This is a genomic window from Acinetobacter sp. YH12126 (assembly GCF_013418745.1).
Lineage (GTDB): Bacteria > Pseudomonadota > Gammaproteobacteria > Pseudomonadales > Moraxellaceae > Acinetobacter > Acinetobacter amyesii.
In genome coordinates this window covers 52,569-77,077 of record NZ_VPBM01000006.1, presented here as the reverse complement: position 1 = coordinate 77,077, position 24,509 = coordinate 52,569, and the positions used below count along the sequence as shown (strand labels likewise).

At 39.0% G+C, this 24,509-nt stretch carries 26 protein-coding genes; 13 read left to right on the top strand and 13 right to left on the bottom strand.

Going from position 1 to position 24,509, the window contains the following annotated elements; translation table 11 throughout:
- The first annotated feature begins 184 nt into the window (after window positions 1–184).
- Window positions 185–1,549 (top strand): alpha/beta hydrolase-fold protein, encoded by a 1,365-nt coding sequence (locus tag FTU62_RS05150; protein ID WP_180102041.1) that lies wholly within the window; start codon window positions 185–187, stop codon window positions 1,547–1,549.
- Between the two features lie 64 nt (window positions 1,550–1,613).
- Here FTU62_RS05150 and FTU62_RS05145 read toward each other — a convergent pair whose 3' ends face one another.
- The 5 genes from FTU62_RS05145 to FTU62_RS05125 form a co-directional block, all read right to left on the bottom strand.
- Window positions 1,614–2,660: a fatty acid desaturase gene (locus tag FTU62_RS05145; protein ID WP_180102140.1), complete on the bottom strand. Its 1,047-nt coding sequence runs from the start codon at window positions 2,658–2,660 to the stop codon at window positions 1,614–1,616.
- A gap of 300 nt (window positions 2,661–2,960) precedes the next feature.
- On the bottom strand, window positions 2,961–3,704 hold the full coding sequence (locus FTU62_RS05140) for an SDR family oxidoreductase (protein ID WP_078190968.1): 744 nt from the start codon (window positions 3,702–3,704) through the stop codon (window positions 2,961–2,963).
- A gap of 19 nt (window positions 3,705–3,723) precedes the next feature.
- Entirely contained in the window at window positions 3,724–4,422 is a 699-nt protein-coding gene (locus FTU62_RS05135) for a histidine phosphatase family protein (RefSeq protein ID WP_078193820.1), read from the bottom strand.
- Window positions 4,419–5,540 carry a phosphotransferase family protein gene (locus FTU62_RS05130; protein ID WP_180102040.1) on the bottom strand — a complete coding sequence of 374 codons (1,122 nt, stop codon included), beginning with the start codon at window positions 5,538–5,540 and terminating at the stop codon, window positions 4,419–4,421. Before FTU62_RS05130 ends, FTU62_RS05135 begins: the two co-directional genes overlap by 4 nt.
- Before the next feature lie 110 nt (window positions 5,541–5,650).
- Complete coding sequence (locus tag FTU62_RS05125; RefSeq protein ID WP_180102039.1) at window positions 5,651–6,892, bottom strand: acyl-CoA dehydrogenase family protein; 1,242 nt, start codon at window positions 6,890–6,892, stop codon at window positions 5,651–5,653.
- 93 nt (window positions 6,893–6,985) lie between these two features.
- Here FTU62_RS05125 and FTU62_RS05120 point away from each other — a divergent pair, with 93 nt between their 5' ends.
- The 5 genes from FTU62_RS05120 to FTU62_RS05100 all read left to right on the top strand — a co-directional run bounded on the left by FTU62_RS05120 (window position 6,986) and on the right by FTU62_RS05100 (window position 11,408).
- Complete coding sequence (locus FTU62_RS05120) at window positions 6,986–7,903, top strand: LysR family transcriptional regulator (RefSeq protein ID WP_180102038.1); 918 nt, start codon at window positions 6,986–6,988, stop codon at window positions 7,901–7,903.
- Between the two features lie 217 nt (window positions 7,904–8,120).
- Window positions 8,121–8,675: a thermonuclease family protein gene (locus tag FTU62_RS05115; RefSeq protein ID WP_180102037.1), complete on the top strand. Its 555-nt coding sequence runs from the start codon at window positions 8,121–8,123 to the stop codon at window positions 8,673–8,675.
- A 139-nt stretch (window positions 8,676–8,814) separates the two neighbouring features.
- Window positions 8,815–9,588 (top strand): DUF805 domain-containing protein, encoded by a 774-nt coding sequence (locus tag FTU62_RS05110; RefSeq protein WP_180102036.1) that lies wholly within the window; start codon window positions 8,815–8,817, stop codon window positions 9,586–9,588.
- Window positions 9,589–9,778: 190 nt separating this feature from the next.
- Window positions 9,779–10,225, top strand: coding sequence for a MarR family winged helix-turn-helix transcriptional regulator (locus tag FTU62_RS05105; protein ID WP_180102035.1), 447 nt, complete (start codon window positions 9,779–9,781; stop codon window positions 10,223–10,225).
- Entirely contained in the window at window positions 10,209–11,408 is a 1,200-nt protein-coding gene (locus FTU62_RS05100; RefSeq protein WP_180102034.1) for an MFS transporter, read from the top strand. Before FTU62_RS05105 ends, FTU62_RS05100 begins: the two co-directional genes overlap by 17 nt.
- A 7-nt stretch (window positions 11,409–11,415) precedes the next feature.
- Here FTU62_RS05100 and FTU62_RS05095 read toward each other — a convergent pair whose 3' ends face one another.
- Window positions 11,416–12,402 carry a GlxA family transcriptional regulator gene (locus tag FTU62_RS05095; RefSeq protein WP_180102033.1) on the bottom strand — a complete coding sequence of 329 codons (987 nt, stop codon included), beginning with the start codon at window positions 12,400–12,402 and terminating at the stop codon, window positions 11,416–11,418.
- Window positions 12,403–12,524: 122 nt separating this feature from the next.
- Here FTU62_RS05095 and FTU62_RS05090 point away from each other — a divergent pair, with 122 nt between their 5' ends.
- Complete coding sequence (locus tag FTU62_RS05090; RefSeq protein WP_180102032.1) at window positions 12,525–14,312, top strand: acyl-CoA dehydrogenase; 1,788 nt, start codon at window positions 12,525–12,527, stop codon at window positions 14,310–14,312.
- Window positions 14,313–14,468: 156 nt separating this feature from the next.
- On the opposite strand, the gene FTU62_RS05085 is transcribed toward FTU62_RS05090, so the two are convergent.
- The 5 genes from FTU62_RS05085 to FTU62_RS05065 all read right to left on the bottom strand — a co-directional run bounded on the left by FTU62_RS05085 (window position 14,469) and on the right by FTU62_RS05065 (window position 19,843).
- A complete protein-coding gene (locus FTU62_RS05085) occupies window positions 14,469–15,071 on the bottom strand; it encodes a nitroreductase family protein (RefSeq protein ID WP_180102031.1) in 603 nt (200 codons plus the stop codon).
- 205 nt (window positions 15,072–15,276) lie between these two features.
- Window positions 15,277–15,768: a hypothetical protein gene (locus FTU62_RS05080; protein WP_180102030.1), complete on the bottom strand. Its 492-nt coding sequence runs from the start codon at window positions 15,766–15,768 to the stop codon at window positions 15,277–15,279.
- 359 nt (window positions 15,769–16,127) lie between these two features.
- Window positions 16,128–17,522, bottom strand: coding sequence for a class II fumarate hydratase (gene fumC, locus FTU62_RS05075; RefSeq protein WP_180102029.1), 1,395 nt, complete (start codon window positions 17,520–17,522; stop codon window positions 16,128–16,130).
- Window positions 17,523–17,721: 199 nt separating this feature from the next.
- Entirely contained in the window at window positions 17,722–18,729 is a 1,008-nt protein-coding gene (locus tag FTU62_RS05070; RefSeq protein ID WP_180011423.1) for an SDR family NAD(P)-dependent oxidoreductase, read from the bottom strand.
- A 517-nt stretch (window positions 18,730–19,246) separates the two neighbouring features.
- Complete coding sequence (locus FTU62_RS05065) at window positions 19,247–19,843, bottom strand: phosphatase PAP2 family protein (RefSeq protein WP_180102028.1); 597 nt, start codon at window positions 19,841–19,843, stop codon at window positions 19,247–19,249.
- A gap of 314 nt (window positions 19,844–20,157) precedes the next feature.
- Between FTU62_RS05065 and tusD the strand changes: the two genes are divergently transcribed.
- Genes tusD through FTU62_RS05045 form a run of 4 tightly spaced genes read left to right on the top strand, consistent with a single transcriptional unit; the run spans window position 20,158 to window position 21,582 of the window.
- On the top strand, window positions 20,158–20,526 hold the full coding sequence (gene tusD, locus FTU62_RS05060; RefSeq protein ID WP_180102027.1) for a sulfurtransferase complex subunit TusD: 369 nt from the start codon (window positions 20,158–20,160) through the stop codon (window positions 20,524–20,526).
- Window positions 20,527–20,570: 44 nt separating this feature from the next.
- On the top strand, window positions 20,571–20,921 hold the full coding sequence (locus FTU62_RS05055; protein ID WP_111884337.1) for a hypothetical protein: 351 nt from the start codon (window positions 20,571–20,573) through the stop codon (window positions 20,919–20,921).
- Between the two features lie 13 nt (window positions 20,922–20,934).
- Window positions 20,935–21,222 carry a DsrH/TusB family sulfur metabolism protein gene (locus tag FTU62_RS05050; RefSeq protein ID WP_180102026.1) on the top strand — a complete coding sequence of 96 codons (288 nt, stop codon included), beginning with the start codon at window positions 20,935–20,937 and terminating at the stop codon, window positions 21,220–21,222.
- Window positions 21,223–21,270: 48 nt separating this feature from the next.
- Window positions 21,271–21,582 (top strand): TusE/DsrC/DsvC family sulfur relay protein, encoded by a 312-nt coding sequence (locus FTU62_RS05045; protein WP_111884335.1) that lies wholly within the window; start codon window positions 21,271–21,273, stop codon window positions 21,580–21,582.
- Between the two features lie 82 nt (window positions 21,583–21,664).
- On the opposite strand, the gene FTU62_RS05040 is transcribed toward FTU62_RS05045, so the two are convergent.
- Together FTU62_RS05040 and FTU62_RS05035 are read right to left on the bottom strand one after the other, a co-directional pair.
- Complete coding sequence (locus tag FTU62_RS05040; protein WP_078191046.1) at window positions 21,665–22,144, bottom strand: helix-turn-helix domain-containing protein; 480 nt, start codon at window positions 22,142–22,144, stop codon at window positions 21,665–21,667.
- Between the two features lie 149 nt (window positions 22,145–22,293).
- The gene (locus FTU62_RS05035) at window positions 22,294–23,193 is read right to left on the bottom strand and encodes a LysR family transcriptional regulator (protein ID WP_180102025.1); all 900 of its coding nucleotides are present in this window, start codon (window positions 23,191–23,193) and stop codon (window positions 22,294–22,296) included.
- Window positions 23,194–23,290: 97 nt separating this feature from the next.
- Here FTU62_RS05035 and FTU62_RS05030 point away from each other — a divergent pair, with 97 nt between their 5' ends.
- Both FTU62_RS05030 and FTU62_RS05025 read left to right on the top strand, forming a co-directional pair.
- Window positions 23,291–23,743 carry a CidA/LrgA family protein gene (locus FTU62_RS05030; RefSeq protein WP_111884333.1) on the top strand — a complete coding sequence of 151 codons (453 nt, stop codon included), beginning with the start codon at window positions 23,291–23,293 and terminating at the stop codon, window positions 23,741–23,743.
- Window positions 23,740–24,450: an LrgB family protein gene (locus FTU62_RS05025; RefSeq protein WP_180102024.1), complete on the top strand. Its 711-nt coding sequence runs from the start codon at window positions 23,740–23,742 to the stop codon at window positions 24,448–24,450. Before FTU62_RS05030 ends, FTU62_RS05025 begins: the two co-directional genes overlap by 4 nt.
- Window positions 24,451–24,509 lie beyond the last annotated feature (59 nt).

Here is a 24,509-nt window from a genome sequence, read left to right as displayed (position 1 = left end):
AATAGTTTAAGAAACAAAGCATTGACTCTATTGTTATTTTTCTACATTTTCTTTTGTTAAAAGCATCATTCTGCGGCATATTGCTAGTTTTTTATATTAATAATGATTATCATTTATTGGTTTTCATCCTACCTATTTTATTATTTCAATGAAAAAACTTTCCCCACTTTTTTTAGCATGCTCTATGAGCATTGCTGTTTCTTCTGCTTTTGCCCAAACTCAAAATTCACCCGCTTTAACCGATACAATAGAAAAAAAATATTTCCCCTATGCTGCTGCATGTGAAGATGTTAAAGCGCGAAGCCAAATATTATTAAACCTACAACATCAGTTAGATCAAAATCCAAAACAACATGCTCAAATTCTCGAAGATTTTTGGAAGCGTGTAGAGCTTATGGGTACACCAATCATTGAAAACTATGATGAAAAACATGACCGTATAATTTTTTTATGGAAAGGTGCGCAGCATAATGTTCGTCTTATTGGTGGCCCGAGTAATGACCATGAATGGTTAACACGCCTACCAAATACCGATATTTGGTTTAAAGAATCCATCATTGATCATCGTTATATTGGCAGTTATAGCTTTGCTGTCGACTTACCGAACTTAGAAGGTTATCTGTCAAATTATTGTCCGCATCTGAATCCAAAACTTAAAGAATCAAGAACGCAGCGTCGTGCTGTGATACAAGTACAACGCATTGATCCTTTCAACAAAAACACTTATCTCGCAAGTGATGACACATCAGGCTTGCGTAATGAAAATTTAGTGGCGCTTAAAGATGCCCCGCCTTTTATTGATCCAAAACAATATCCAAATGTGCACCAGCCCCAATTACAAGAGTTTGTTCTAGACAGCAAAATTTTGAATAACTCACGTAAAATCCAAATTTACCAATCTAAAGCTAAGAAAAATCAAAGCTATATCACCGCTATATTTTTTGATGGTCAGCAATATAATGAATTACTGAATGTTCCAAAGGCGTTAGACATTTTAGTTGAACAAGGTCAGTTACCGCCAATTCAAGCCATATTTGTTTCTCCACCGAATGATCAGGAACGACCTAAAGAATTAACACCAAATGAAAAATTTTCAGCATTTTTTAGTGATGAACTGATGCCTTGGATTCAAAAAAATGCACCTGCAAAAGTCGATTCGAAGAAAACGGTACTACTTGGGTCAAGTCTTGGCGGTTTAAGTTCAGCTTATTTAGCCTTAGACAATCCAAATCAAATTAGTCATGTCGTACCGTTATCTGGATCATTTTGGTGGCAAAATGCGCCGACAGACCTCCCTAATGGCATGAGTAAAATCATTCGGGATAAAAACTCACAACCTAAACAGCATTGGTTTATTACTGCCAATAGTTATGAGAGTTCACGCAATAATAATGAACTGAGTATTTTAGAGACTTCGCCTATTGTTGCAGCCGACTTAAAAAGCAAAGGTCATGATGTACATTACCAATCGTATATCGGCGGACATTCCTACGCGGTATGGCAAATTGCCTTACAAGATGCATTCAAACATTTTTTTGCGCAAAAGTAGTTTATAAACGTTTAGATCATAAAAAAGCCCTCAATTGAGGGCTTTTTTTGAAGATGGTACTGATTTAATTCCAGCGGTTTATGCGTTTAAAGGTTCCAAAATCATTGAAACGTACACCAACCTCACGCATGACTTGGTGTGCAGTTTTTGCGGTTAGATGACGAATATAAAACGGCTCTTTGACCACAAAATGGTGGATGGCATGGGTCGAACCAAAGTTAAAGCAAAATAATTGCATTGGGAACAACCACCACGGATTTAACACCTGAGTTTGTTTAATGACATCGCGTGGGTCAATATCACCATAATAATGCATATTTGAGCTGATAAATTGTAAGCAGAAAGAGCGTATAAAGTTCGGAATAATCCAAACAACGGCTAGAAAATTAATCGTTGGAATTAATTTCACTAAATTGACTGACCAACTAATACTTTGTCCTAACATTGGAGCAATACCATTCACCACATGATAAATGACAAATACATACCAAATGCCGTAATAAACAAAACTTAAAGGAAAAAAACCAGTCAGTTGAGAGAACAATGCAGTTTTACGTTCTTTTTCAGGTTGTTTTTCAATGAATTTCCCAATCATTTTGATCATTTGAAATGGGCGCAAATAAACCGTCATCAATTGATCGCTAATGACCAATAGACGACGTAATCCCCAAGGCATGCCATTACTAATGCCCCGTTCTTCCAAATCGTATTCTGAACCTGAATATTTATGGTGGTTGAGATGCAAACGACGACGTGCCCAAGGACTAATGGTATTCGGACGTGCTAACCACACCAAGGCCAACATGAGATGGTGAGCCCACGGCGTCTTTTTAAAGTACATATAATGAATCAGGTCATGTTCTAATTCATGTGTCAGTGAAGCAAACATCGCCACCAAAATCACACAAGCCCATGCCGGTAAAATGCCAACAGCAAACGCCCACGCTGAACCCAACATTCCTAGTAGCGCAAAAATAAGGATGGTTGCGCCTATAAAGTTTTGATGTTTTAAAATGGGATACTGTTGACGTAAGTCTTCACCAGCTTTCGTTACGACAGTTCTGACTTTGTTAATTCGCTGTTGATCTGTCATATCGGAAGACATAGACATAGACATAGTACAAACCTAAAAATTAATGAACAGTTGTACATTAAAGCAAATTAAAAAAAAGGAAATCGCTATTTTGAGAACAAATCATCGTCTGTTCAAATATTCAACATTTTATTTATTTTCAATATCTTATTTATAAATAATCTGAGTAATTACTCCAATTTTTCTTTGTAAAGTCAGCTGCTTTTAATATCTTTTCATCACAGGTTTTATGTATTCCTTTTTAAACTACAGAGGATGACGAATATCATTTGAGAATAATAAAGCCCCAAAATTGGAGCTTTATTATTGCATAAAGGTTTAACCCAATTTATTCACGATCTTTAACGGCAATACTTTCATCGCAAGACCTAAAGGTAACCATGGCCATTGTGGTACATAGGCTTTAACCGGTGCTTTCTCAATTGCTTTTGCTAAAAGATGTGAACCCGTTTTTTCGTCGACTTCAAATGGTAGTTTTTTCGCACCTTCATTGATCTCCGTACGAATATAACCAGGGAAAATAGTCGTCACTTTAATTGGGGTATCAATCAGCTCTGCACGAATACCTTCAGCTAGAGCAGCAACACCTGCTTTACTTGCACCATAAGCCGTTAAATGTTTAGGCATACCACGCATAGCACTCATCGACGAAATCACCACCAAATGCCCTGCATTTTGGCTACGGAAAATTTCAACCGCAGCTTCGCATTGCGCCAAAGCAGAGATAAAGTTAGTTTCAACTGTGGCGCGGTTAATTTCAAAATTACCTTTACCAATACGACGACCTTCACCGACACCTGCGTTGACAATAACACGGTCAATACTGCCAAAATCTGCTTTAAAGGCACGGAACACTTCAAACACTTGATCGTAATTTGTGACATCGAGGGTTTTCGCAATCACTTTGATGCCATATTGGCTTTCCAATTCCTGTTTTAGTGTTTCTAGACGCTCTAAACGACGTGCACAAATGGCTAAGTTGTAGCCTTTTTGTGCAAACTCGCGTGCCATTCCTGCACCAATCCCTGAGCTTGCACCTGTAATTAAAATTGTTTTAGCCATGATAATTCCTTTGTTTATCTTAGATCCAAGTCAATAAATTTGGATCAACTGCTTTTATAAAATGATGTTCATTTAAACTGAGTAATTGCGGTTCATTTCCGACTAAACGCAGTGTTGTCATACTGGTATTGGCAATGGCCCAATTGAGTGCAAATGTTTTTTCAGGACTCAGCCCTAAAATTTTACCGACTGCAACGGAGATCACTCCACCTGAACTAAACACAACGGCATAACGCGGTTTGGTTTCAGCCAGTTGAGTGCATAACTTTTCTAGCGCTGTTTCGACTCGACTTTTAAAATGTGGCCAAGATTCATCATATTCATGATGAAATTCTCCGCCTGTCCAACGTTCAATGGCACCTTCAAAAATTTTAGATAAATAAGCACGCGGGTTTTCATGCTTAGATACATCTTCTTTTAATAAATGCGGCTGGTTAAATCGAGGTTCATATTGAGCAAAAACTTGCTGATGATTAAATTCATTCCACGCGTTATCTGTATCAACTTGTGCTTCTGGAAAGCATTCAGCCAATGCAAGATTGGCTGTTTGTTGATGACGTTGCATGGAGCCCGCAACCACATAAGGACTTTCTTTTAAAATACGGTCGAAATACTGTCCCAGCACCTTAGCCTGTAGCTCACCGTTGGGAGAAAGCTTGTCATAGCTTTCCGCACCAAAAGAAGCCTGACCGTGCCGAATTAAATATATCGTGGTCATTTCCCTAAAATATCCTTCATTTTTTCAATATATTTTTGTGCCACGTCATTGGCTTCAAGTTTTTGCAAACCAATAAGTTTTAAGGCACGAATATGCAAAGCATGGATCACAATCCAAAAATCTTTAAATGCCGGATTATTGGTTTGCTTGTGGTAAAAGCGATAATAAATTTGCTGTGCAATTACCGCTAAACGGAAAATGCCGAACACTTCATAAAAGGTCCAATTGTCCGTTTGAAGACCAGTTTTTTCTAAGTAATATTCAACGACTTCTTTACGGCTAAACATACCTTTCAAGTTAGTCGGCTGGCGTCGAGTCGCTTTAAAAATTGCGTTATCGCCACTTTCAACCCAATACGCTAAAGCTGAACCCAAGTCCATCAATGGATCGCCAAGCGTAGCCATTTCCCAATCCAATACGCTAATCACTTGGGTAGGATCATTTGGATCTAATATCACGTTATCAAAACGCCAATCGTTATGAATTACACAGGTTTTAGAGTCAGCAGGAATATTGTCTTTGAGCCAATTACGGACATATTTAAAAGAAGGAACATTTAAGGTTTTGGCTTTTTCATAGCGTGCGTCCCAACCTTCCACTTGACGACGACAGTATCCGTCGCCCTTACCTATTTTTTCTAAAGCGGTGCCTTCATAAGGCACTTGATGCAGTTCAATTAACTTATCGATGACGTTGGTACACAACGCTCGAACTTGAGTTTCATCAAAATTAATTTCTTTGGGTAAGTTTGCACGTGGAATGATACCTTCTACGCGTTTCATTACATAGAAATCACAGCCAATCACTGATTCGTCCTGACATAGTGCCACCATCTCAGGGAGTACAGGATAAAATTCAGATAATGCCTTCTGAACGTTATACTCACGTGCCATATCATGTGCAGACTTGGCTTTGGTGCCTTTCGGTGGACGACGTAAGATTAAATCAGCATTGTCGTATTTTAAGCGATAAGTCCAATTTGACGCGCCACCTGAATATTGAGTGACTTCTACAGGCCCTTCTATTTCAACGCCATGTTCAATCAACCAATTTCCTACAGCACGGACATCCAGTTCTTCACCCTCACGAACTGAACCGCCTACATCGATCACTGACATGCTTTTCTTCCTAAACTTGAATCTATCATGATGATAAAAATATAATTTTCTATAGTTTTATAGCATGGACAACTCGGGGTTGCCATGCCAAATATGTGACTACAACTTGTTTATTTTTTACGGCGGCTGCTGTAACCGCGCTTTGCCAATTCTAATTTAGCAATCATACCTTTATGCACTTCATCAGGGCCATCAGCTAGACGCAGTGAACGTGCTTGCGCAAAGAAACCTGTGAGCGGTGTATCTCGAGAAACTCCAGCACCACCGTGGATTTGAATCGCCATATCGACAACTTTTTCTAAGACACTCGGCGCAACTACTTTAATTGCAGAAATCTCGGTTAATGCAGCCATATTCCCTAGAGTATCCATTTTATATGCTGCATAAAGGGTCAGTAAACGTGCCTGATCAATCGCAACACGTGCTTCTGCTACGCGTTCTAAATTGCCACCGAGTTTTAAAATTTCTTTACCAAAAGCAGTACGGCTCATACCGCGGTCAATCATCAGTTCTAGCGATTTTTCGGCAGCACCAATACAACGCATACAATGATGAATACGGCCTGGGCCTAAACGACCTTGTGCAATTTCAAAACCTTGACCTGCGCCGCCAATGAAGTTTGCAACAGGAACACGAACATTTGTGAAGCTAATTTCACCATGTCCATGTGGCGCATCATAGTCGCCAAAGACCGGAAGCATACGTTCTATTTTGACTCCATCCGTATCTACTGGTACTAAAACCATAGAATGCTGATGATGACGGTCTTTGCTTTCATCTGGTGTATGCGCCATAAAAATAATAATTTTGGCATTTGGATCACCTAAACCTGAAGACCACCATTTACGTCCATTCAACACAATTTCGTCGCCTTCAACGACAGCCGTAGCTTCCATATTGGTGGCATCACTTGAAGCAACAGCAGGTTCTGTCATACAAAATACTGAACGGATTGTGCCGTCTAGTAATGGTGTTAACCATTGCTGCTTTTGTTGTTCCGTGCCATAGCGCCATATCACTTCCATATTTCCGCTGTCAGGTGCATTGCAATTAAATACTGTAGGTGCAAGTAAGCTACGGCCTGATAGTTCTGCGATGTGCGCATATTCTTGTACAGATAAGCCTTGCCCAAGTTCAGGACAAGGTAAGAACATATTCCATAAGCCTGCAGCTTTGGCTTTATCCTTTAAAACCTCTAACTGTGCTGGCCATTGCCATTTGGTCCAATCACCACCTTGGTTCAGCTCATGAACTTCTGCCCAAAATTCAGTTTCTACAGGCTCAATTTCATCTTTAATAAATTTTTTTGCTCTTTCAATATAATCTTGTGCACGTGCTGAAAGTTCAAACATGACAACATCCTTTAAATATTCTGTTCTTTACGCTTTACAACACCATAACCTGAAATCTAATATGAACAAAATGATTTAATTCAATAGATGAACATGAATAGTATTCATAAAAACACCGTCATCGATATGGGGGTTTTTCACCGTATGGATATTAATTTATATCCACTGTATATCGCAATTTATGAGCAAAAAAGCATTTCAAAAGCTGCGCAAATTTTGTGTATCACTCAGTCTGCAGCGAGTCATGCGCTTCAACGTTTAAGACAACATTTACAAGATGACTTATTTGTACGTGCTGGGGCAAAAATGCTTCCGACCCCATTTGCCGAGCAAATTTATCCTGTAATTAAAAATGCGCTTATTGCGATTCAAAGCATTTCTATCCAAAAACAACAATTTACTCCTTCAATGGTACAGAGCTTGAAAATTGCGGTACATGATGAAATTGAACCGATCATTTTTCCCAAGTTAGTTGAACACTTTCAACAGCAACAGTTTCAGATCCAATTTTCCAGTATCAAATTAGATCGCAAAACCATTGTGGCTGATCTTGCTGCACAGCAAATCGATTTTGCGATTGACCTTGAGCAAAACTTTGGTGAAAAGATCAATTTTCAAACCTTGGTTGAAGACCAATTCGTGATTTGTAGTCAACACCCTAAGATGGATGAGTCTATTTATCTTTCTGCTCCTCACATTGGGGTTTCTTCCCGACGTGCAGGTGTATTAGTCGAGGATATTTATTTAAATCGTAAAAAACACTCCAGAGAAATTTTTTTACGCTGTCAGCATTACTCTACTGCTCTACAAATTTTGGCACAGCAACCTAAAGCAATATTGACGATTCCACAAAATATTTTGACGCATTTACAGGTTGCTCCCGAACTGAATATTTTTGATGTACCTGTCTACTTACCGAAAATTAAACTAGGGATGTATTGGCATAATGATTTGGAATTAAATTCACGGCATGTTTTTTTGCGAAGCCAAATTTCTAAAATTTTTGCTTAGGCTATTTTATGATGGTATATTAATTTGCTTAGGCTATTTAAATGGGTTTAGATTGAATTCTGGGTGATGAAACTTGCTGTATATTTATAGATCAAATGCTGATTATTTAAGGTATTTTTAACTGACCGTCGGTTTATTCGACAGCCATAAATCATGAGTTCTTATAAAATCTAAATTCCTGTTTTTATGCGATATGAGCTCGTTCATATCATTGTGTATGCTTTCAAATCTCTCCGCGAATTGGCTCATGGCGTTAGGTGCAGTATTGTGCCTGATCACAGTCTATGTTCTCTATAAAGTCACTATATTCTTAAAGGATTTTTTTCAACCTTTTAAGAAAGGAAAATCGTACCTCTGCCGTGTATCTGATATTAGTGATGGCGATACCCTCACCTGCTATCGGATGAATCTGAGACGTTCTAAAACCAAACTTCGCTTTGCTTATGTGGATGCGCCAGAATCGACACAAGCCTACGGTAAAGAGTCAGCCCGCCTGATCAAATCCATGGTTTATAAGAAATTTGTCCGTGTAAAAATCACTGATATAGACCGTTATGGCCGCTGCGTTGGGGTCATTTATCGCTATCGTAAATGCATGAATGAAGAAATGGTAAAACGTGGTGCTGCGTGGGTGTACGAAGAATACATCCGTGACCAAAAGCATTTGCACTATATGATGAATTTACAAAGCAAAGCACGTAAACAAAAGAAAGGTTTGTGGAAAGCCAGTCGTCCAATGCGCCCTAAAGAGTATCGTAAATTACATAAATAACAGACCACAGTGCAGCATGGCTAAGGAATATTTGATGACTTAGCCATGTCTAATATTTGACCTTTTTTTACTTCGCTATACAATAATGCTGCCCTTTTGGGCATAGAAAATAAATTAGATAATTAAAATTGGAATAATAATGACTGAACTTACTTCAAGCGAATTGAATCCGTTTCAACAAGATCAAAATATTCAGCCTCAAATTCAAAAAGCCGATCATCCCCTGTCTCCTGAGGGACGTTTTGGCCGCCTGTCTTATTTAGCGTGGTTATTTATCATTAGTATGATTTATACCTGCCTATTGGGCATCAGCGTCGCGCTAGGTCTTTTTGCATTTTTCAATTCAGCAGAACGTAGTATTGAAGCACTTTTTAATTCATTTTTAGGACTCAGTGCGATCGCTCTCATTGTCGTTTCCATTATTGCAATGTTTGTCGCAATGATCTGCATTACGATTCGTCGTTTACATGATCTAAATAAAAGCGGTTGGCTCTGTTTAATTTTTCTCATCCCACTGGTCGGAACCATCTTTAGCATTTATGTGATGGCTGCAAAAGGCACCGAAGGTGAAAATAAATATGGCATAAAACGTCCAACGGAGCAAACAGAGAAAGTTATTGGGTCATTGTATCTAATCCTGATGATTGTTTATTTATTGGTCATGATCCCATTGATGTTCAATATGCAAAGTATGATGAACAATTTAGAACAAGCGCAATTACAAGAACAAGCAATGATGTCTGATAGTGAACCTGAATTAACGGATGAACAAATTGCGGCTTATTTAGAGCAAGCCGAATCAGAAGGTGTAGAACTTGCTTATGCAGATGGTGAAAGTGTAGAAATTTCAGAAAATGCAGACAGTTCAGCGGAAGATGCTGCAATTGCAGCTGCAGAAGCTTCTGTAGAATAAACACGTATTGTTTAAGGTATCAATTCAATGATATACATTGAATGATAAGCTTTAAATGAAATGTTATGCAAAAAAACCTGTGTGCGCACAGGTTTTTTTATACCTGTTTTTTATGCTTTGAGTTGTTCACTTGAATTCAAAATAAATAAGGCATAAAGTTGCGATAATTTAGTTACCCTAGTTAACTATCATGAATTCCACATTAGGTTTCCGCTCTTCACTTCTACGCTGTGCGCGTTTGATGAGTGATGAAATCAACACGATTTTATTGCCCTATCAATTGAACTATTCGCTTTGGCAAGTCATGTTTGTCATCCGTGAAAAAACCGCTTGTACATCTATTGAAATGGCGGAATATTTAAACGTATCCAAGCCATCTATCACAAAGCGAGTCAAAATTCTTGCACAGATGGATATTTTGAGTCACGTACAAACTGACGATAAACGTCAAAAGAAAATGAAGCTCAGCGAGACTGGACGTGAGTTATTTCAGCAATGTGCAAAAGACATAGATGCCTTTGAGCAGCGCCTGATCGCGCCATTAGCTAGCCAAGATATCCAACGCTCCATTCAAATTTTACACCGTGTCATGCAAGAACTTGAACAAAACACTGTAGGTGATGATCATGCAAGATAAAGCACCACTTTGGACTCGAAATTTTATTTTAGTCAGCGCCATTAACTTCCAATTGGTTTTAACCTTTTATCTCTTGGTTGTGGTGATCGTGGGCTATGCGGTGGCTGAATTAGGTGCGACAACTGCTCAAGCCGGTCTAGTTTCAGGCTTGTTCATTGTCGGCACATTGGTCGGGCGTTTATTGGTGGGTAAGTTCCTAGAGCGTTTTGGTCGTAAAACAACACTGATCGTTGGTTTAATTGGCTTTTTAATTTTTTCTGGTTTTTACTTCATTCAGTTTGGCGTCGGCATGTTGCTTTTCATACGCTTTATGCATGGCTTTATGATGGGTATGGCATCAACAGTGCTGGGTACCTTAATTGCCCAAATCTTACCAGCGACACGTCGCGGTGAAGGCATTGGCTACTACAGCATGAGTAGTACTTTAGGTACGGCTATTGGGCCATTTCTTGCCATTTGGATGATGTTACATATTGGTTATCATGCGATTTTTATCGTTTCTACGATTATCGCATTGAGCTGCCTATTGGTTGCCTTACTGATTCAAGTGCCCGATTTACCCAAAATCAATAAACCTCTTGATACTGTTGAAGCCGTCAAAAAACCAAGTTGGATTGCTCAATTCGTAGAGCCTAAAGCATTACCTATATCATTCATCATGCTTTTCGCTTCAATCTGCTATTCAGGTGTTTTATCTTTCATTAACTTCTATGCCAAAGAAATCGATTTGGTTGAAACAGCCTCGTTTTTCTTTTTGATGTATGCCATTGCGATTTTAATTTCTCGCCCATTTACCGGCCCGTTGATGGACCGTAAAGGTGAAAATGTAGTGATCTACCCTGCTTTTGTGATTATGGGCGTGGCATTGGTATTACTCAGCATCACTCAGAGTTCATGGATGCTTTTACTTTGTGCAGGCCTACTTGGACTCGGTTATGGCAATATTCAGTCGGTCTGCCAAACAGTTGCGGTAAAAAGTGCGCCGCTTGAACGTATGGGCTTTGCCACTTCGACTTTCTTTATCTTTTTGGATGCCGGCTTAGGCTTTGGACCATACTTTATCGGTAAATTGCTCGACCATATTGGCTACTCACAATTGTATTTGTATAGCGCATTTGCTGCCTTTGCATGTATGGGTGCTTACTACATTTTACATGGTCGTTATACTGTTCGAACTGCTTAAACTATAGCTAAACATCAAATCGTCGGCTGAAACGTCGACGATATTCTAAGGGGCTCAGCCCAGTTTTTTTCTGAAATAACCTTCGAAATGAGCTTGGGTCACTATAGCCAACATCTCGCATAATCAGATCTAAAGCATGTCCCGTTTCTTCTAAACGCTTTCGTGCAGCTTCAATCCGTATCGATTGTAAGTACTGATTCGGTGGAATATCCAAAGCCGCTTTAAAATGTCGAATCAATGTCCTCGTTGTCACATTAAACTGCGCCGCAAGTTCATCTAAGACTATATTTTCATGATAATGCTGTTCCAACCAATCTTGAACTTTTTGCACTAAACCATCCTGATGCGGTTTAGATATTTTCAATAATGAATAGGACAACTGACTATCACGACGATAATCCAATACAAATGATTTTGCCGTATGGATTGCCGTTTCAAAACCATAAAAACGTTCTATTAGGTGTAGTCCCAAATCAAACCATGCTAAGCCGCCGCCTGCACAATAGATATTTTGATCATGGCTAATCAGCTGATCTGCATTCAGTTTCACCAAAGGATAGCGTTCACGAAACATTTGCTGAAAGCCCCAATGCGTCGTTGCCTGCTTACCATCTAAAAGCCCTGCTTCTGCCAGAAAAAAATTACCCGTACAATTTCCTGCGATCAGTCCGCTCTGCAATTGCCGAGTTTTTAATAACTCGATTAGTGCTGAATTTTGCGCTAAAACATCTAAAATCGCCGCGCCTATCGTTGGAACAATAATGATATCTGCATCTGTTATTTCAGAAAATGCTAAATCTGCATAAAGCTTGATGCCATTGATACATTGCACAGCTTGACCATGTTGTGAGGCAATTTTGACCTGAAATAGCCGCTGCACATTTTGTTTTTGGATCCGGTTCCAACTGACTCCCGCCATTGCAAATAAATCAATGACCCCAGTAATCGCGGAAGCTAAAGCGCCATCAAATGCTAAAATTATGATTTTCTTCATTTAAAGTTCAAATTATCAAAATGTCATTTTTGACTTATTAAGTGTCATTATTGACAATTCTATATCTAAAAATCAACTGCTAGGCTTAAGCCATAAAATTCGACCCGATTAGAGATTGAGCAATGGCGCAGTTAATCAATGACAAAGATTTAAATTTTTTGCTATTTGACGTGTTTAAAGCGCAAGACTTAACGCATTACCCACGTTTTGCTGAGCATGATGCTGAAACCTTCAAAAGCATCCTAGAAACTGCACAAGGTATTGCTCAAGACTTTTTTGCACCTCATAACGCAACAGCCGATCAAAACGAACCTACCTTTGATGGTCAACAGGTTAAAACCATTGCAGAAGTCAAAACGGCATGGAAGCAATTTGCAGATGCCGGCTTGCTTTGTGCGCAGCATGATTATGATGCAGGCGGTATGCAACTTCCGACTTTGATCAACATGGCTGCAAATGCTTATTTCATGTCAGCAAATCCTTCATCAGTGGCTTATTCATTTCTAACCGCTGCGGCTGCAAATGTGATTCAAGCTTTCGGTACGACTGAACAAAAAGATAGGTTTGTACCGCATATGTTCAGTGGTCGCTTTGCTGGAACGATGGCCATGACTGAACCTGATGTAGGTTCATCTTTGGGTGATTTGACCACAAAAGCCATACCACAAGCCGATGGTACTTACCTTATCAAAGGCCAAAAGATGTTTATTTCAGGAGGTGACCAAGACATCACTGAAAATATTGTCCATTTGGTCCTTGCTCGCATCCAAGATGCACCTCAGGGCGTAAAAGGTATATCTCTGTTTATTGTTCCGAAGTTTAAAACCCTGAGCGATGGTTCACTTGCAGGCGCCAATGACGTTCAACTGGCTGGCTTATTACATAAAATGGGCTACAGAGGTACAACATCGACAGTACTGAGCTTTGGTGAAAAAGACCAATGTACAGGCTATCTGATTGGTGAAGCAGGTGCTGGTCTTAAATATATGTTTAAGATGATGAATGAAGCACGAGTCGGTGTCGGCTTAGGTGCAGCCATGATTGGATACCGTGGCTATTTAGAGTCACTCGAATATGCCAAAAACCGTCCACAAGGTCGCTTAGTATCAGATAAAAATCCTGCCTCAAAACCTGTCAATATTATTCAACATACAGATGTTAAACGGATGCTTTTGGCACAAAAATCCTATGTGGAAGGTGCACTTGCATTATGCCTATTTGCTGCACGTTTAATTGATGAACATCAAGCCGCTAACAACGAAGACAGTGCGTTGTTATTAGATTTGATTATCCCTGTCGTCAAATCATTCCCTTCCGCCTATGGACCAAAAGCCAATGATTTAGCCATTCAAGTTTTAGGTGGTGCGGGCTATACCCGTGAATATCCACTTGAACAATGCTATCGCGACAATCGCTTAAATCCGATCCATGAAGGTACATTTGGGATTCAATCTTTGGATTTGTTGGGTCGTAAGCTTTGGCAGCACAACAGCAAAGGTTTGATGCTGTTATTAGAACGTATGCAAAATACAATTGATCAAGCTCAACATGCTAAAATTCAGGCGCTTGCAGCAATTTTTTCAGCGCATTTAAACACGGTGAAGAAAACCACACAAAGTTTGGGACAAGTCCTCGCCCAAGGTCGTGTCGATCAGGCACTGGGAAATTCTGCGTTGTATCTAGACATGATGGGCAAAGTCATCATTTCATGGCTATGGCTTGAAATGGCCAATCAAGCCCTTGTGAAATTTGAACATTCCGATTTAGCTGAAGATCAACAATACTTAGCTGGTAAATTACAAGCCGCGCAATATTTTATCCGTTGGGAGTTACCTGAAATAGAACATCAAGCCAAGTTATTGCTAGAACTTGATGATACTTGCCTCAACATGCAAGAAAGTTGGTTCTAGCCACTTGTTTAGCTCAGTCCTCAATGGGCTAATCTGGACAAGGTTTTCACGGATGAAAATCTTGTCCAACCCTATCTATTTCAATAAAAACTGCTATAAAAAGAGGAACTTATTTTTCGTTCCTTTTTTATCAAAATTGAGTGCTATACGCTGCCATTATTGAAAGACTTTAAATCGAACGGCATCATCCATATAACCTTTTTCTTTCGCTTCACCTTCCACTGAACCAAAAACCAATTGAGCACGAAGTTTCCAATGCGCAGGAATGTCCCATTCAGCATGCACTTGTTCATCCACAATTGGGTTGTAATGCTGTAGTGATGCACCTAAACCTTCGGTGTGCAACGCTGTCCAAGTCGCAAATTGGGCAATGGCAGTTGAGTGTTCTGCCCAAATCGGAAAGTTTTCTGCATAAGACGGAAATTGTGCTTGTAGACCACTGACCACATCCAAATCTTCAAAGAACAGAACCGTACCCAAACCTGCTGCAAAACTTGCCATTTTCGCAGTCGTCTTCGCAGCACTTGCTTCATCTTTTGCATAAGATTTTAATTTGTCAGCGACTAAGCCCCAAAATTTTTCGCTTTCACCGTTAAATAAAATAACAGCACGAGAAGATTGTGAGTTAAATGAAGACGGGCTTTGTTTAATCGCTGATTGGATCAAATCAGTTAAATATTCTGTGCTTTGGCTTACATTGTCCCCAATAGCATAAATAGTGCGACGTTTGCGAATCAGGTCAATAAACTGATTTGACATATAAAATGGTCCTTTATAATAAAATGTGCAGATGAGTCAGATACATTTGGAATGATAAGTATCGCGACTTTCCAAATGTTGGAATGCTTCAGTTACTTGATGGGTCACTATGAAACAGTCACTTGCCGAAGTAAATCTGAAGTTCTGCTGTACATATAAAAAATCCTCCTAAGCGGAGGATTTTTCGACTAAAACTTTATAAAGTTTAGAATTTTGCTTCTAGCACTTTCGCTGACACTTGGTTTTTCCAAAGCTCACGTAAAGTCGGTAGATAGAATTTTTCACCTAGCTCGACCAACTCTGCATCAATCAAACCATGAACTTCGTGCATGAATAAATAATCAAGTTCAACAGTTTGTAATTTTGACTGTGCTTTTTTATATTCTTTGCGCTTTTGCTGTGCTTTTTTTACCAAGTTATCTGCATAAGCACGGTCTTTATATTGGGCAATAGCGTTCAAACGTAGTTCGATTACGCCCCACCCACTGAGTAGCAATTTAAATTTTTCAAAATCTGCCGTTGTTGATTCCCAGCTCATTTCTTCTAGATTTTCATTTTCAGGCAAAACTGGTAGCAAAAGCTCCATAACACTTGGGAAAATCTTTTTAAAATTCAAAACAAATTTAACAGGATGCTCGCCCGGATAGTCTTTAAATTGAACGTTCTTTTGGACATCTGTCAAATAGATGGTGAGCATTGTGGGAAATCCTTAAATAAAACACTGTCTTGCAAATATTTATTCAAACAAATGTCAAATAGCAACGAAAACAGAAAAAGAAAGGCATTTTAACAAGTGTGCCAATGAATTCAAAGCCCAATCCAATGAATTACTCGCTTCATCATCAGGCCTTTCTTCATTCTGTTCGTTGCCCTATTTTTAATAAACAGTCCTGTTTATATACATACATTTCAAGATGTATGATTCAAAAAAATATGTGTTAGCCAGTATTCAGCGATAAAAAGAATTAAAAAGTTATCCAATAAAAAGAGAGGCTGAATATGAATCAGCCCCTCTTTTTATTTTCAAACACTCTAGATGAATGATCTCAAAACAATTTATTTGGTATTGGGTGAAACCATTTGCTCAGGACGAACCACTTCATCAAATTGCTCTGCAGTGACTAAACCGAGTTCTACCGCAACTTGTTTTAAGGTTTTACCTTCTTTATATGCAGTTTTAGCAACTTTCGCAGCATTTTCATAACCAATTACAGGATTGAGTGCCGTAACTAACATTAATGAATCATGTAAGAAATGATCGATTTTTTCACGGTTTGGCTCAATGCCTACTGCACAGTGGTCATTAAAGCTATTACATGCATCACCGAGGAGTTGAATAGATTGCAATAAGTTAAAAGCAATAACAGGCATAAACACGTTTAATTCAAAGTTACCCGATGCACCGGCAACATTAATGGTTGTGTCATTTCCAAGTACTTGAGCAACCACCATTGTCATGGCTTCACTTTGAGTTGGATTGACCTTACCTGGCATGATGCTTGAGCCTGGCTCATTTTCTGGAATGCGTAGCTCACCAAAACCACAGCGTGGGCCACTGGCTAACCAGCGCACATCATTGGCGATTTTATTTAAACTTACAGCAAGTGTTTTTAACGCCCCCGATGCAAATACAGCAGCATCACGTCCTGCAAGTGCTTCAAATTTGTTGGGTGCAGTTACAAATGGCAGACCCGTTTGTTTCGCAAGTTCTGCTGCTGCTTTTACAGCATATTCAGGATGTGCATTCAGACCTGTGCCGACCGCTGTACCACCTAGTGGTAATTCATACAGTCCTTCTAAAGCTTGATTTAAACGCTTCAAACCATGATCGAGCTGTGAAACATAGCCGCTAAACTCTTGGCCTAATGTTAAAGGCGTTGCGTCCTGTAAATGTGTACGGCCAATTTTAACAATATCTTTAAAATCGTTAGATTTTGCTTCTAAGGTATTACGCAGTTTCGTTACAGCAGGAATTAAAAGCTCATTGATTTGTAGACTTGCAGCCACATGAATTGCGGTTGGGAATGAATCGTTGGTCGATTGAGCACGATTGACATGATCATTGGGATGGACAGGTTTTTGTGAGCCCAACGGATTACCCAGTTTTTGATTGGCAATATTGGCAATTACCTCATTACAGTTCATGTTACTTTGCGTACCTGAACCAGTTTGCCAAACTACCAGTGGAAATTGTGCATCCCACTGCCCTGAGATCACTTCTTCGGCTGCATTGATGATATAACCAGAAAGTTCCTGAGGGATTTGACCCAATGCTGCGTTGGTGATCGCAGCTGATTTTTTAACGAGACCCATTGCACGAATCATTGGACGTGGTAAACGTTCACCACCAATTTTAAAGTTTTGCAAACTACGCTGTGTTTGTGCACCCCACATCGCATCGCTAGGTACTTCAACATCGCCCATTGTGTCATGTTCAATACGTGTTTGCATAAATGACCTCATATCCTTATCTATAAAACTTGAACGTCTATGCAGAATTAAACTCTGCTGATAAATACAGTTTAGGTAATTTGCCTAGATTTGTAAATAATAACCATTATCAATTATAAGTGGTTTATTTGATTATCTTTATCGTGATTTTATAAAGAAAATCATGCACGACGATTAAATTTACCCAATACAAGACGAGTTAATTCCCTCTTAATGTTTGTTGATAGAAACGCCATTCATCTTCTAGCATTTTCTTTAAATCTTGTTCAGGCTGCCAATCAAAAGTACTTTTCGCTTTCTGTGTACTTGCCCCAAGCTGGTCATATTCATGGCTTGGGTAAAAACTAGATTCGACCGTCTTAATCTCCGCCTGTGTCACTTCTGAAAGCGTATCTAATAGTTGCTGTATCGAAACCAACTCACCTGAAATATTAAAGGCCTCACAGGCGAATTGCTGCTGCGACAACCATTGCAAACATTGCCACACCGCCTTACAGCAGTCGAGTACATGCAAGAAACTCCGTTCCACAGTACCATCTTCAGTTTTAGCTTGTTTGCGAAGTTCAATAAAGTCTCGTTGTAAAGCCCCGACTTGCATCGCAAGCGGTACGATATTTTTTGGCAATGGCGCAACAAACTCACCTAAAACTGCATGCTCGAAAGCACCTGCGACGTTTCCTAAACGCAAAATCGCAATTTTCCACTCATTATCAGTACGTGCCGTATCCCGTATAATTTCTTCCACCATTTGTTGAGATTTCACATAGGGATTTGGATAGGTAAAATTGATTTCTGTGTCTTCTGTTAATTCTGCCGACGACTGACCATATACCGCTAAACTTGATAAATGGATCAGTGTTCGTACACCTGTTCGCTGCATGGCACGCAGCAAACTCATGATACAACTGACATTATCATTATAATATTCAAGTGGTTTAAGGACGGATTCTTCCAATGACTTAAAGCCTGCCGTATGAATGACAGCATCGACGGTATATTGTTCAAATACTTTATTGAGTGCGGGAGTATTGCGAATATCGAGTTTGACAAAAGGGACATACATGCCTGAAATAAATTCTAGTCGTTCAAGTGTTTGTAAATTTGCATTGGATAAATTATCCACAATAATGACTTCTTGACCTTGAGCCATTAAACTCAAGGCTATATGTGAGCCTATAAAGCCTAAACCACCAGTCACTAAAATCATTGTTTAGATACTCCTTATAGTTATCAAGCTTTTACAACTCTTTGGCATCATCTTGGTGTCGCCACCAACTTATCTACAGATCTAAATTTTGAAACTTCGCCTCAGCATTTTTCATGAGCCGAACAATCTGCAAGAGCATTCTAGTTTTATCTTACTGCTTTAGAATTTTGACTGTGTTGCAGTTATGGATATTAACTGTATTTGATTTACGACAAATGACCTAGCTAACGATCAATTTTGAAGACATTACAAGTTTTCGTGGCATTTGAGTTGAAGGCTTTTTGAAGAAGATATTTAATAATAGTCGTACAACAAAGCATATTTCGCAGCAAAAAAAGTATTAGAAGTAATCTACTCTAATGAGCAAATGGAATTGAGCAGTCTGACTATTTTTGAGGTCGAGAAGCAGGATGTGAACGCCAGATGAATCATCATAAATATTCATCTGGCAAGATGTTGGCAATGTAACTGTAACAGCAGCAAAAGTTTGAAATCGCAAATATCTAAGCAACTTAATTTAGCGGATATAACCTTTTTTGATCAAGGCTGAAAATAAAAATTCATAAACTTTTAAGATCATGCTCACCAAATAAAACCCATATTTTCGCCATAAAGACAGTCCGACAAAATTAAGCAAAACAGCAATGATCAACGCGCCTGCCATATCCATTGGATAATGCACACCCAAATAGACTCTCGACCACGCCACAAGAAAAGCGGAAGCTAGAAATACATAGCCGACAGCTTTTTGCTTTGAAAAAATATAAGAAAATGCAATCGTACTAAAAAACAGCATGTGATCACTCGGGAATGATCCATTCGGTGAATGTTCTATAATCGTGCGTCCAACATCCAAGACAAATGGTCTAGGATAGTAAAAGAAACTTGAAATCACTTGGCTGATTAGAAATGCGACAATTGTAAAAACAGTGGCTTTAACGATTTGTTTTTTGGTGTCAAAACTGCCTTTAAACCAAGCCAAAAACATCAAGAGAATCACGATATAAAATAGATCATTGGCTATAAATATGGCGAAAGAAATGGTGAAATCTAAAGCATTGTCCGAAGCATTGATTGAATTAAATAAACTTAAATTAAATTTCTCTATATTCATGAGATGGTTTAAAAAATGAAAAGATCATAGCACTCAGCAAAATCAAAAATTGCATTTTATTCATATAAAGATTTTTCAGTATGTAACCGCACAGTTTATTTATGAAAAACTGACGGCTTGAGGCTGAATCCAAATTAAACCCAATGTTATACCAATCGTTCTATTTGAAGAAAAATTTGCAATGGCAGTGCTGCCTAAATAAGCAAAACTTTGCAAATGTTCAGATCATTGAGTAAATCATTGTATACTAGCTTTTTCTTCTGAACTCAGAACAAACTGTCGATCTAGACCGTTTATTCATTTAGTGAATTTCAATGAGTACTCTATTACTAATTACCTCCTCACCTACTTCGATATTGGCTTGGCATGCTTTGGGTCTTGCCCAAGCGCTGAAGCAGAAAGGCGAAAACTTTCGGGTTTTTTTCTATCAAGATGGTGTAAATGTCGCAAATGCCCTGCAATGGGTGCCAGATGATCAACGCAAATTCAGTAGTGAATGGCAAAAACTCGGCATTCGTTTACCTGTTTGCGTAAGTGCAGCTCTCGCACGTGGGATCACAGATCAGGAAAATGCACACCGTCACAATATTCAGCAACATAATCTAGCTGAGCAATTTGAACTTGTGGGCCTAGGCGAACTTGCCGATGCCGTACAAGCTGCTGACCGTTTATTGCAATTCTAAAAATTTTATTGCCGCGCATTTGTAGCATTGAAAAGGAAAATTACGTGAAATCTGTACTGGTTGTTTTAACCCATGCAAATCTTGCAAGCTTACAAGTACATGAAAGTCTTTCTGCGACCATGGTGCTTGCAACCTTCGGCTGTAACGTAAAAGTGTTGCTCAAAGATGCTGCGCTAAGCTTACTTCAAGCCGAACAAGAGTTTAGTCAACTCAAGCATGCATTTAAACTCGCATCCAACATGGTTGATAGCTTTGAGTTTTATGATCTCACCCCGATTTATATTGAACAAAAAAATTCACAGCATCCATTTGTGATCAACAGTGAGCAAGAACTTGAGTTTGTTCAATTCAATACTGAATTAATTCAACAATTTGATCATGTGTTGTATTGGTAAAAGAGGAATGATGATGTCAAATTCTACGCTGTATTTAGTCCAAGCCAGCTATGCCAATACCCTACAGCACATCCAGCAGTTAGCCAGTTTAATCAACCCTGAAGATTCAATCATCCTGATGGGTGAAGCAGTCTTACATATTGCAGATGAACAAATTCAGCAATTTGGCACATGTTATGTACTCGAAAATGATGCTGAGATTTTAAGTAAAAGTATGAATTATAGTCATATGAAAGTAATCGACTATGCCGCTTTTACTGATCTATGCCTTAGATTTAAAAGATGTATTTCACTCAAATAAATTGAGTAAAAGCGACCTATTTTTACAATCTTCTCTTTTGGAATGAATATGAATCTTGAATTAGACCAAGATGGCCATTTGGTGGATTACACTATTTGGAATGAAGCTGTTGCCCAAGAACTGGCTAAAAGTTTAGAGCTTGAGTTAAGCCCTTGGCATTTTGAAGTTTTACAAGCTGTACGACAGTTTTATCAACAGTTTGGTCACTCGCCGGCAACTCGCCCACTCATTAAATTTTTAATGAAAACGGTGAGCGCTGATATTAATAATGCGGTGTTACAAGACAAATTTAACACCGGTTTGGTCGCTCGACATTTAAGTCGTTTAGCGGGCATCCCTAAACCTGCAAATTGTTTGTGATTTTAAAGCAACCCAAATACCGCTTAGGCTAATTTGGCTAAATAGATGCAAATCAGCATCTTGAAGAAAGCCATAAAACAGCTTAGGCAGGTTTTAATTGATTTAGAGCGATGTAATAGGCTTGGGTAAATATCGGTTTGACCTGTTTGGCTTGGATCGGTTCGGCACAACATGAGCACACTAAAACCGGTTTAAATTTTTGCCCACATGCCTGATGTACATATTCAACTGGAGATCCCAAGCCCTGATCCATATATTGATCGGCCCAATGGGTCATAGCTAAAAGGATTGGATACAAGTCTAAGCCTTTTTGCGTCAGTCGATATTCAAAACGTTCCTGACGTTCGACATAAGCAACTTTGGTTAAAATACCTTCTTCAACCAAACGCTTTAATCGGTCAGATAACACATGACGCGTCACACCGAGATTTTGTTGAAAGTCATCAAAACGTCGAATGCCCATAAATGCATTACGGATAATCAACATGGTCCAACGATCCCCTAGCACTGAAAGTGCACGAGCGATTGAACACGGTTGTTGACCTATATCATCCCATTTCATTTTATGAACCATCAAAAATAACGACCGACACCCAATTTAATTCATGCCTGTTGATTTTGCAAAATCCTTTTCAATAATCTTTGTTGTACAAATCGTAAAATCCACCATCGTTTCAACGCATTCATTTTATCTATTGATCTGTAAATGAACTAAAAATGTATTTTGTCTTTATTGTCCTCAATTATTTCTAGCCATGCACGCGTTGCGGGACTCATGGCAACAGTGGTATTCCAGGCCATACTGAGTTTCCAGTCTAGGTTTGGATTTTCTAATTCAGCCATATGGTATTTTGCCGCATCAAGTTGTTCACAATAAATTTTTGGCAGGAGTGCAATCCCGACATTTGAATCTACCATTTTGGCGATGAAGTCCCACTGGCTACTTTTACACACTACATTGGGCTCAAATCCGACGTAATTTGCCGCCTGTATAATGATGTCATTGAGTGTGAAGGTATCGTCATACAATAAAAAGGATTCTTCTTTTAATTCAATCAACGAAACGTTTTTTCGCTTACGCCACTGTGAGTTTTTTTTAGATAATAAACATAAAGGTGACTCCATCACTGGAATACCACTTAACACCGGTTTCAAGTGACCCAAAATGATCCCGACATCGACCTGTTTTTTTAAAATGGCATTTTCAATACCTGTTGCCCCTACCTCAAAAAAGCTCAATTCAATATTCGGGTATTTTTTATGAAACAGCGCGATTAACTGACTAAACAATACCGATGCCAATGGCGGTAAACCTAGAGTCAGTTTACCTTGTTTTAAGGCACGAACTTGGGTGACTGTATCAAGCATCCGTTGTTGTTCATTCAAAATCACTAAAGCATGCTGATAAATCTGCTCTCCCATATAGGTGAGCTGTGCTTCCCTTTTTCGACCTGCTTCTCCTTTATGAAATAAAGGCACGCCGATCTCGTCTTCTAACTGACGAATTAATTTGCTAATGGTCGGCTGAGTGACAAAAAGCGCTTCAGCTGCATGACTGAAACTCTGTTTTTGCACGATGGTCACAAAGACTTTTAAGCTTTTAATGTCCATTATTATTCCATTCAAGCATAATTAATAATTAATTATTCATAATTATACAGGTTATGCACTTTTAAAATAGCGTCATCTCCTATTCTGCTGTTGTCTCATGGATACGTTTCCACAATCTACTTCCAAATTTACCCAGTTTCTTAAAACTTTAGCGCAGCTAAGTTTATTGATATTGATCTGGTGGATTGGCTCTTGCATTCAATCTTGGTTTAACTTGCCGATCTCTGCTGGCGTGATTGGTTTATTGCTGCTATTAGCTGCATTGTTGAGTGGTTTATTTAAAATGCAGTGGGTCAAACAAGGCTCAGATTTTATTTTGGCTGAACTGGTTCTATTCTTTATCCCCTGTGTAGTTGGATTAATTAAATATCAAGATTTATTACTCAGCTCTGGCTGGCAGTTAATTTTAGCCGTGGTACTGGGTACCGTCTGTGTCATGGTGTTTACAGCATTTACGGTTTATTGGGGCTTTAAACTCGAGGCAAAACTTAAAGCGAAACACCAAACTGCGACAGATCATGATGTCAACACAGCAGGAAAAACCTTATGAACGATTTTGGGTTGAACAGCATCTCTGTATTGTTTTTCGTCCTGACCCTAATCGGTTATATTTTGGCGAAAAAGCTACATCGTAAGTTACCGTATATGGTTCTTTCCCCTGCACTATTCGTCCCGTTTGTGCTGATTATACTCATGCTTTGCTTTCATATTTCATATGACACCTATATGCAAGAAAGCCAATGGATTGTATGGATGCTCGGCCCTGCCACTGTGGCCTTTGCTATTCCCATCTATGAATATCGACAAATTATCCGTCAGCATACGCTGAGCATTAGTTTGGGCATCGTGATTGGTATGTTAGCAGGGATTATTAGTGCTTTTTATTTGGCACAGTTGTTTCAATTTGACCAAGAAACGTCTTATAGCTTAATGGCACGTTCCATTTCTACGCCCTTTGCCATGGAACTTACCTCGAATATTGGAGGTTCAGTAGAATTGGTGATTCTATTTACCATGATTACTGGGATTGCTGGCGTGGCTATGGCTGACCTAGTTTTGGCTGGGCTTAAATTGCATTCACGCTTTGCACAAGGTGCGGCTCTTGGCAATGCTGCACACGGATTTGGTACAAGTAAAGCATTATCACGTCATAAAGAAGAAGGTGTTGCAGCCTGCTTGAGCATGGTACTTGCTGGAGTATTTATGGTATTGCTTGGGCCATCGCTTATTCATTTGATTATTTATCTATTAGGATAAAATAAAAAGCCCAGTGCATTAGCTGGGCTTTTTTTAAATCAGGAGTTAAGTCATTTCAC

What these genes read in the sequence shown, in the direction of transcription:
- FTU62_RS05150 (WP_180102041.1), top strand. Translation starts at nt 185, where the DNA reads ATGAGCATTGCTGTTTCTTCTGCTTTTGCCCAAACTCAAAATTCACCC.
- FTU62_RS05145 (WP_180102140.1), bottom strand. Translation starts at nt 2,660, where the DNA reads ATGTCTATGTCTTCCGATATGACAGATCAACAGCGAATTAACAAAGTC.
- FTU62_RS05140 (WP_078190968.1), bottom strand. Translation starts at nt 3,704, where the DNA reads ATGGCTAAAACAATTTTAATTACAGGTGCAAGCTCAGGGATTGGTGCA.
- FTU62_RS05135 (WP_078193820.1), bottom strand. Translation starts at nt 4,422, where the DNA reads ATGACCACGATATATTTAATTCGGCACGGTCAGGCTTCTTTTGGTGCG.
- FTU62_RS05130 (WP_180102040.1), bottom strand. Translation starts at nt 5,540, where the DNA reads ATGTCAGTGATCGATGTAGGCGGTTCAGTTCGTGAGGGTGAAGAACTG.
- FTU62_RS05125 (WP_180102039.1), bottom strand. Translation starts at nt 6,892, where the DNA reads ATGTTTGAACTTTCAGCACGTGCACAAGATTATATTGAAAGAGCAAAA.
- FTU62_RS05120 (WP_180102038.1), top strand. Translation starts at nt 6,986, where the DNA reads ATGAATAGTATTCATAAAAACACCGTCATCGATATGGGGGTTTTTCAC.
- FTU62_RS05115 (WP_180102037.1), top strand. Translation starts at nt 8,121, where the DNA reads ATGCTTTCAAATCTCTCCGCGAATTGGCTCATGGCGTTAGGTGCAGTA.
- FTU62_RS05110 (WP_180102036.1), top strand. Translation starts at nt 8,815, where the DNA reads ATGACTGAACTTACTTCAAGCGAATTGAATCCGTTTCAACAAGATCAA.
- FTU62_RS05105 (WP_180102035.1), top strand. Translation starts at nt 9,779, where the DNA reads ATGAATTCCACATTAGGTTTCCGCTCTTCACTTCTACGCTGTGCGCGT.
- FTU62_RS05100 (WP_180102034.1), top strand. Translation starts at nt 10,209, where the DNA reads ATGATCATGCAAGATAAAGCACCACTTTGGACTCGAAATTTTATTTTA.
- FTU62_RS05095 (WP_180102033.1), bottom strand. Translation starts at nt 12,402, where the DNA reads ATGAAGAAAATCATAATTTTAGCATTTGATGGCGCTTTAGCTTCCGCG.
- FTU62_RS05090 (WP_180102032.1), top strand. Translation starts at nt 12,525, where the DNA reads ATGGCGCAGTTAATCAATGACAAAGATTTAAATTTTTTGCTATTTGAC.
- FTU62_RS05085 (WP_180102031.1), bottom strand. Translation starts at nt 15,071, where the DNA reads ATGTCAAATCAGTTTATTGACCTGATTCGCAAACGTCGCACTATTTAT.
- FTU62_RS05080 (WP_180102030.1), bottom strand. Translation starts at nt 15,768, where the DNA reads ATGCTCACCATCTATTTGACAGATGTCCAAAAGAACGTTCAATTTAAA.
- fumC (WP_180102029.1), bottom strand. Translation starts at nt 17,522, where the DNA reads ATGCAAACACGTATTGAACATGACACAATGGGCGATGTTGAAGTACCT.
- FTU62_RS05070 (WP_180011423.1), bottom strand. Translation starts at nt 18,729, where the DNA reads ATGATTTTAGTGACTGGTGGTTTAGGCTTTATAGGCTCACATATAGCC.
- FTU62_RS05065 (WP_180102028.1), bottom strand. Translation starts at nt 19,843, where the DNA reads ATGAATATAGAGAAATTTAATTTAAGTTTATTTAATTCAATCAATGCT.
- tusD (WP_180102027.1), top strand. Translation starts at nt 20,158, where the DNA reads ATGAGTACTCTATTACTAATTACCTCCTCACCTACTTCGATATTGGCT.
- FTU62_RS05050 (WP_180102026.1), top strand. Translation starts at nt 20,935, where the DNA reads ATGTCAAATTCTACGCTGTATTTAGTCCAAGCCAGCTATGCCAATACC.
- FTU62_RS05045 (WP_111884335.1), top strand. Translation starts at nt 21,271, where the DNA reads ATGAATCTTGAATTAGACCAAGATGGCCATTTGGTGGATTACACTATT.
- FTU62_RS05040 (WP_078191046.1), bottom strand. Translation starts at nt 22,144, where the DNA reads ATGAAATGGGATGATATAGGTCAACAACCGTGTTCAATCGCTCGTGCA.
- FTU62_RS05035 (WP_180102025.1), bottom strand. Translation starts at nt 23,193, where the DNA reads ATGGACATTAAAAGCTTAAAAGTCTTTGTGACCATCGTGCAAAAACAG.
- FTU62_RS05030 (WP_111884333.1), top strand. Translation starts at nt 23,291, where the DNA reads ATGGATACGTTTCCACAATCTACTTCCAAATTTACCCAGTTTCTTAAA.
- FTU62_RS05025 (WP_180102024.1), top strand. Translation starts at nt 23,740, where the DNA reads ATGAACGATTTTGGGTTGAACAGCATCTCTGTATTGTTTTTCGTCCTG.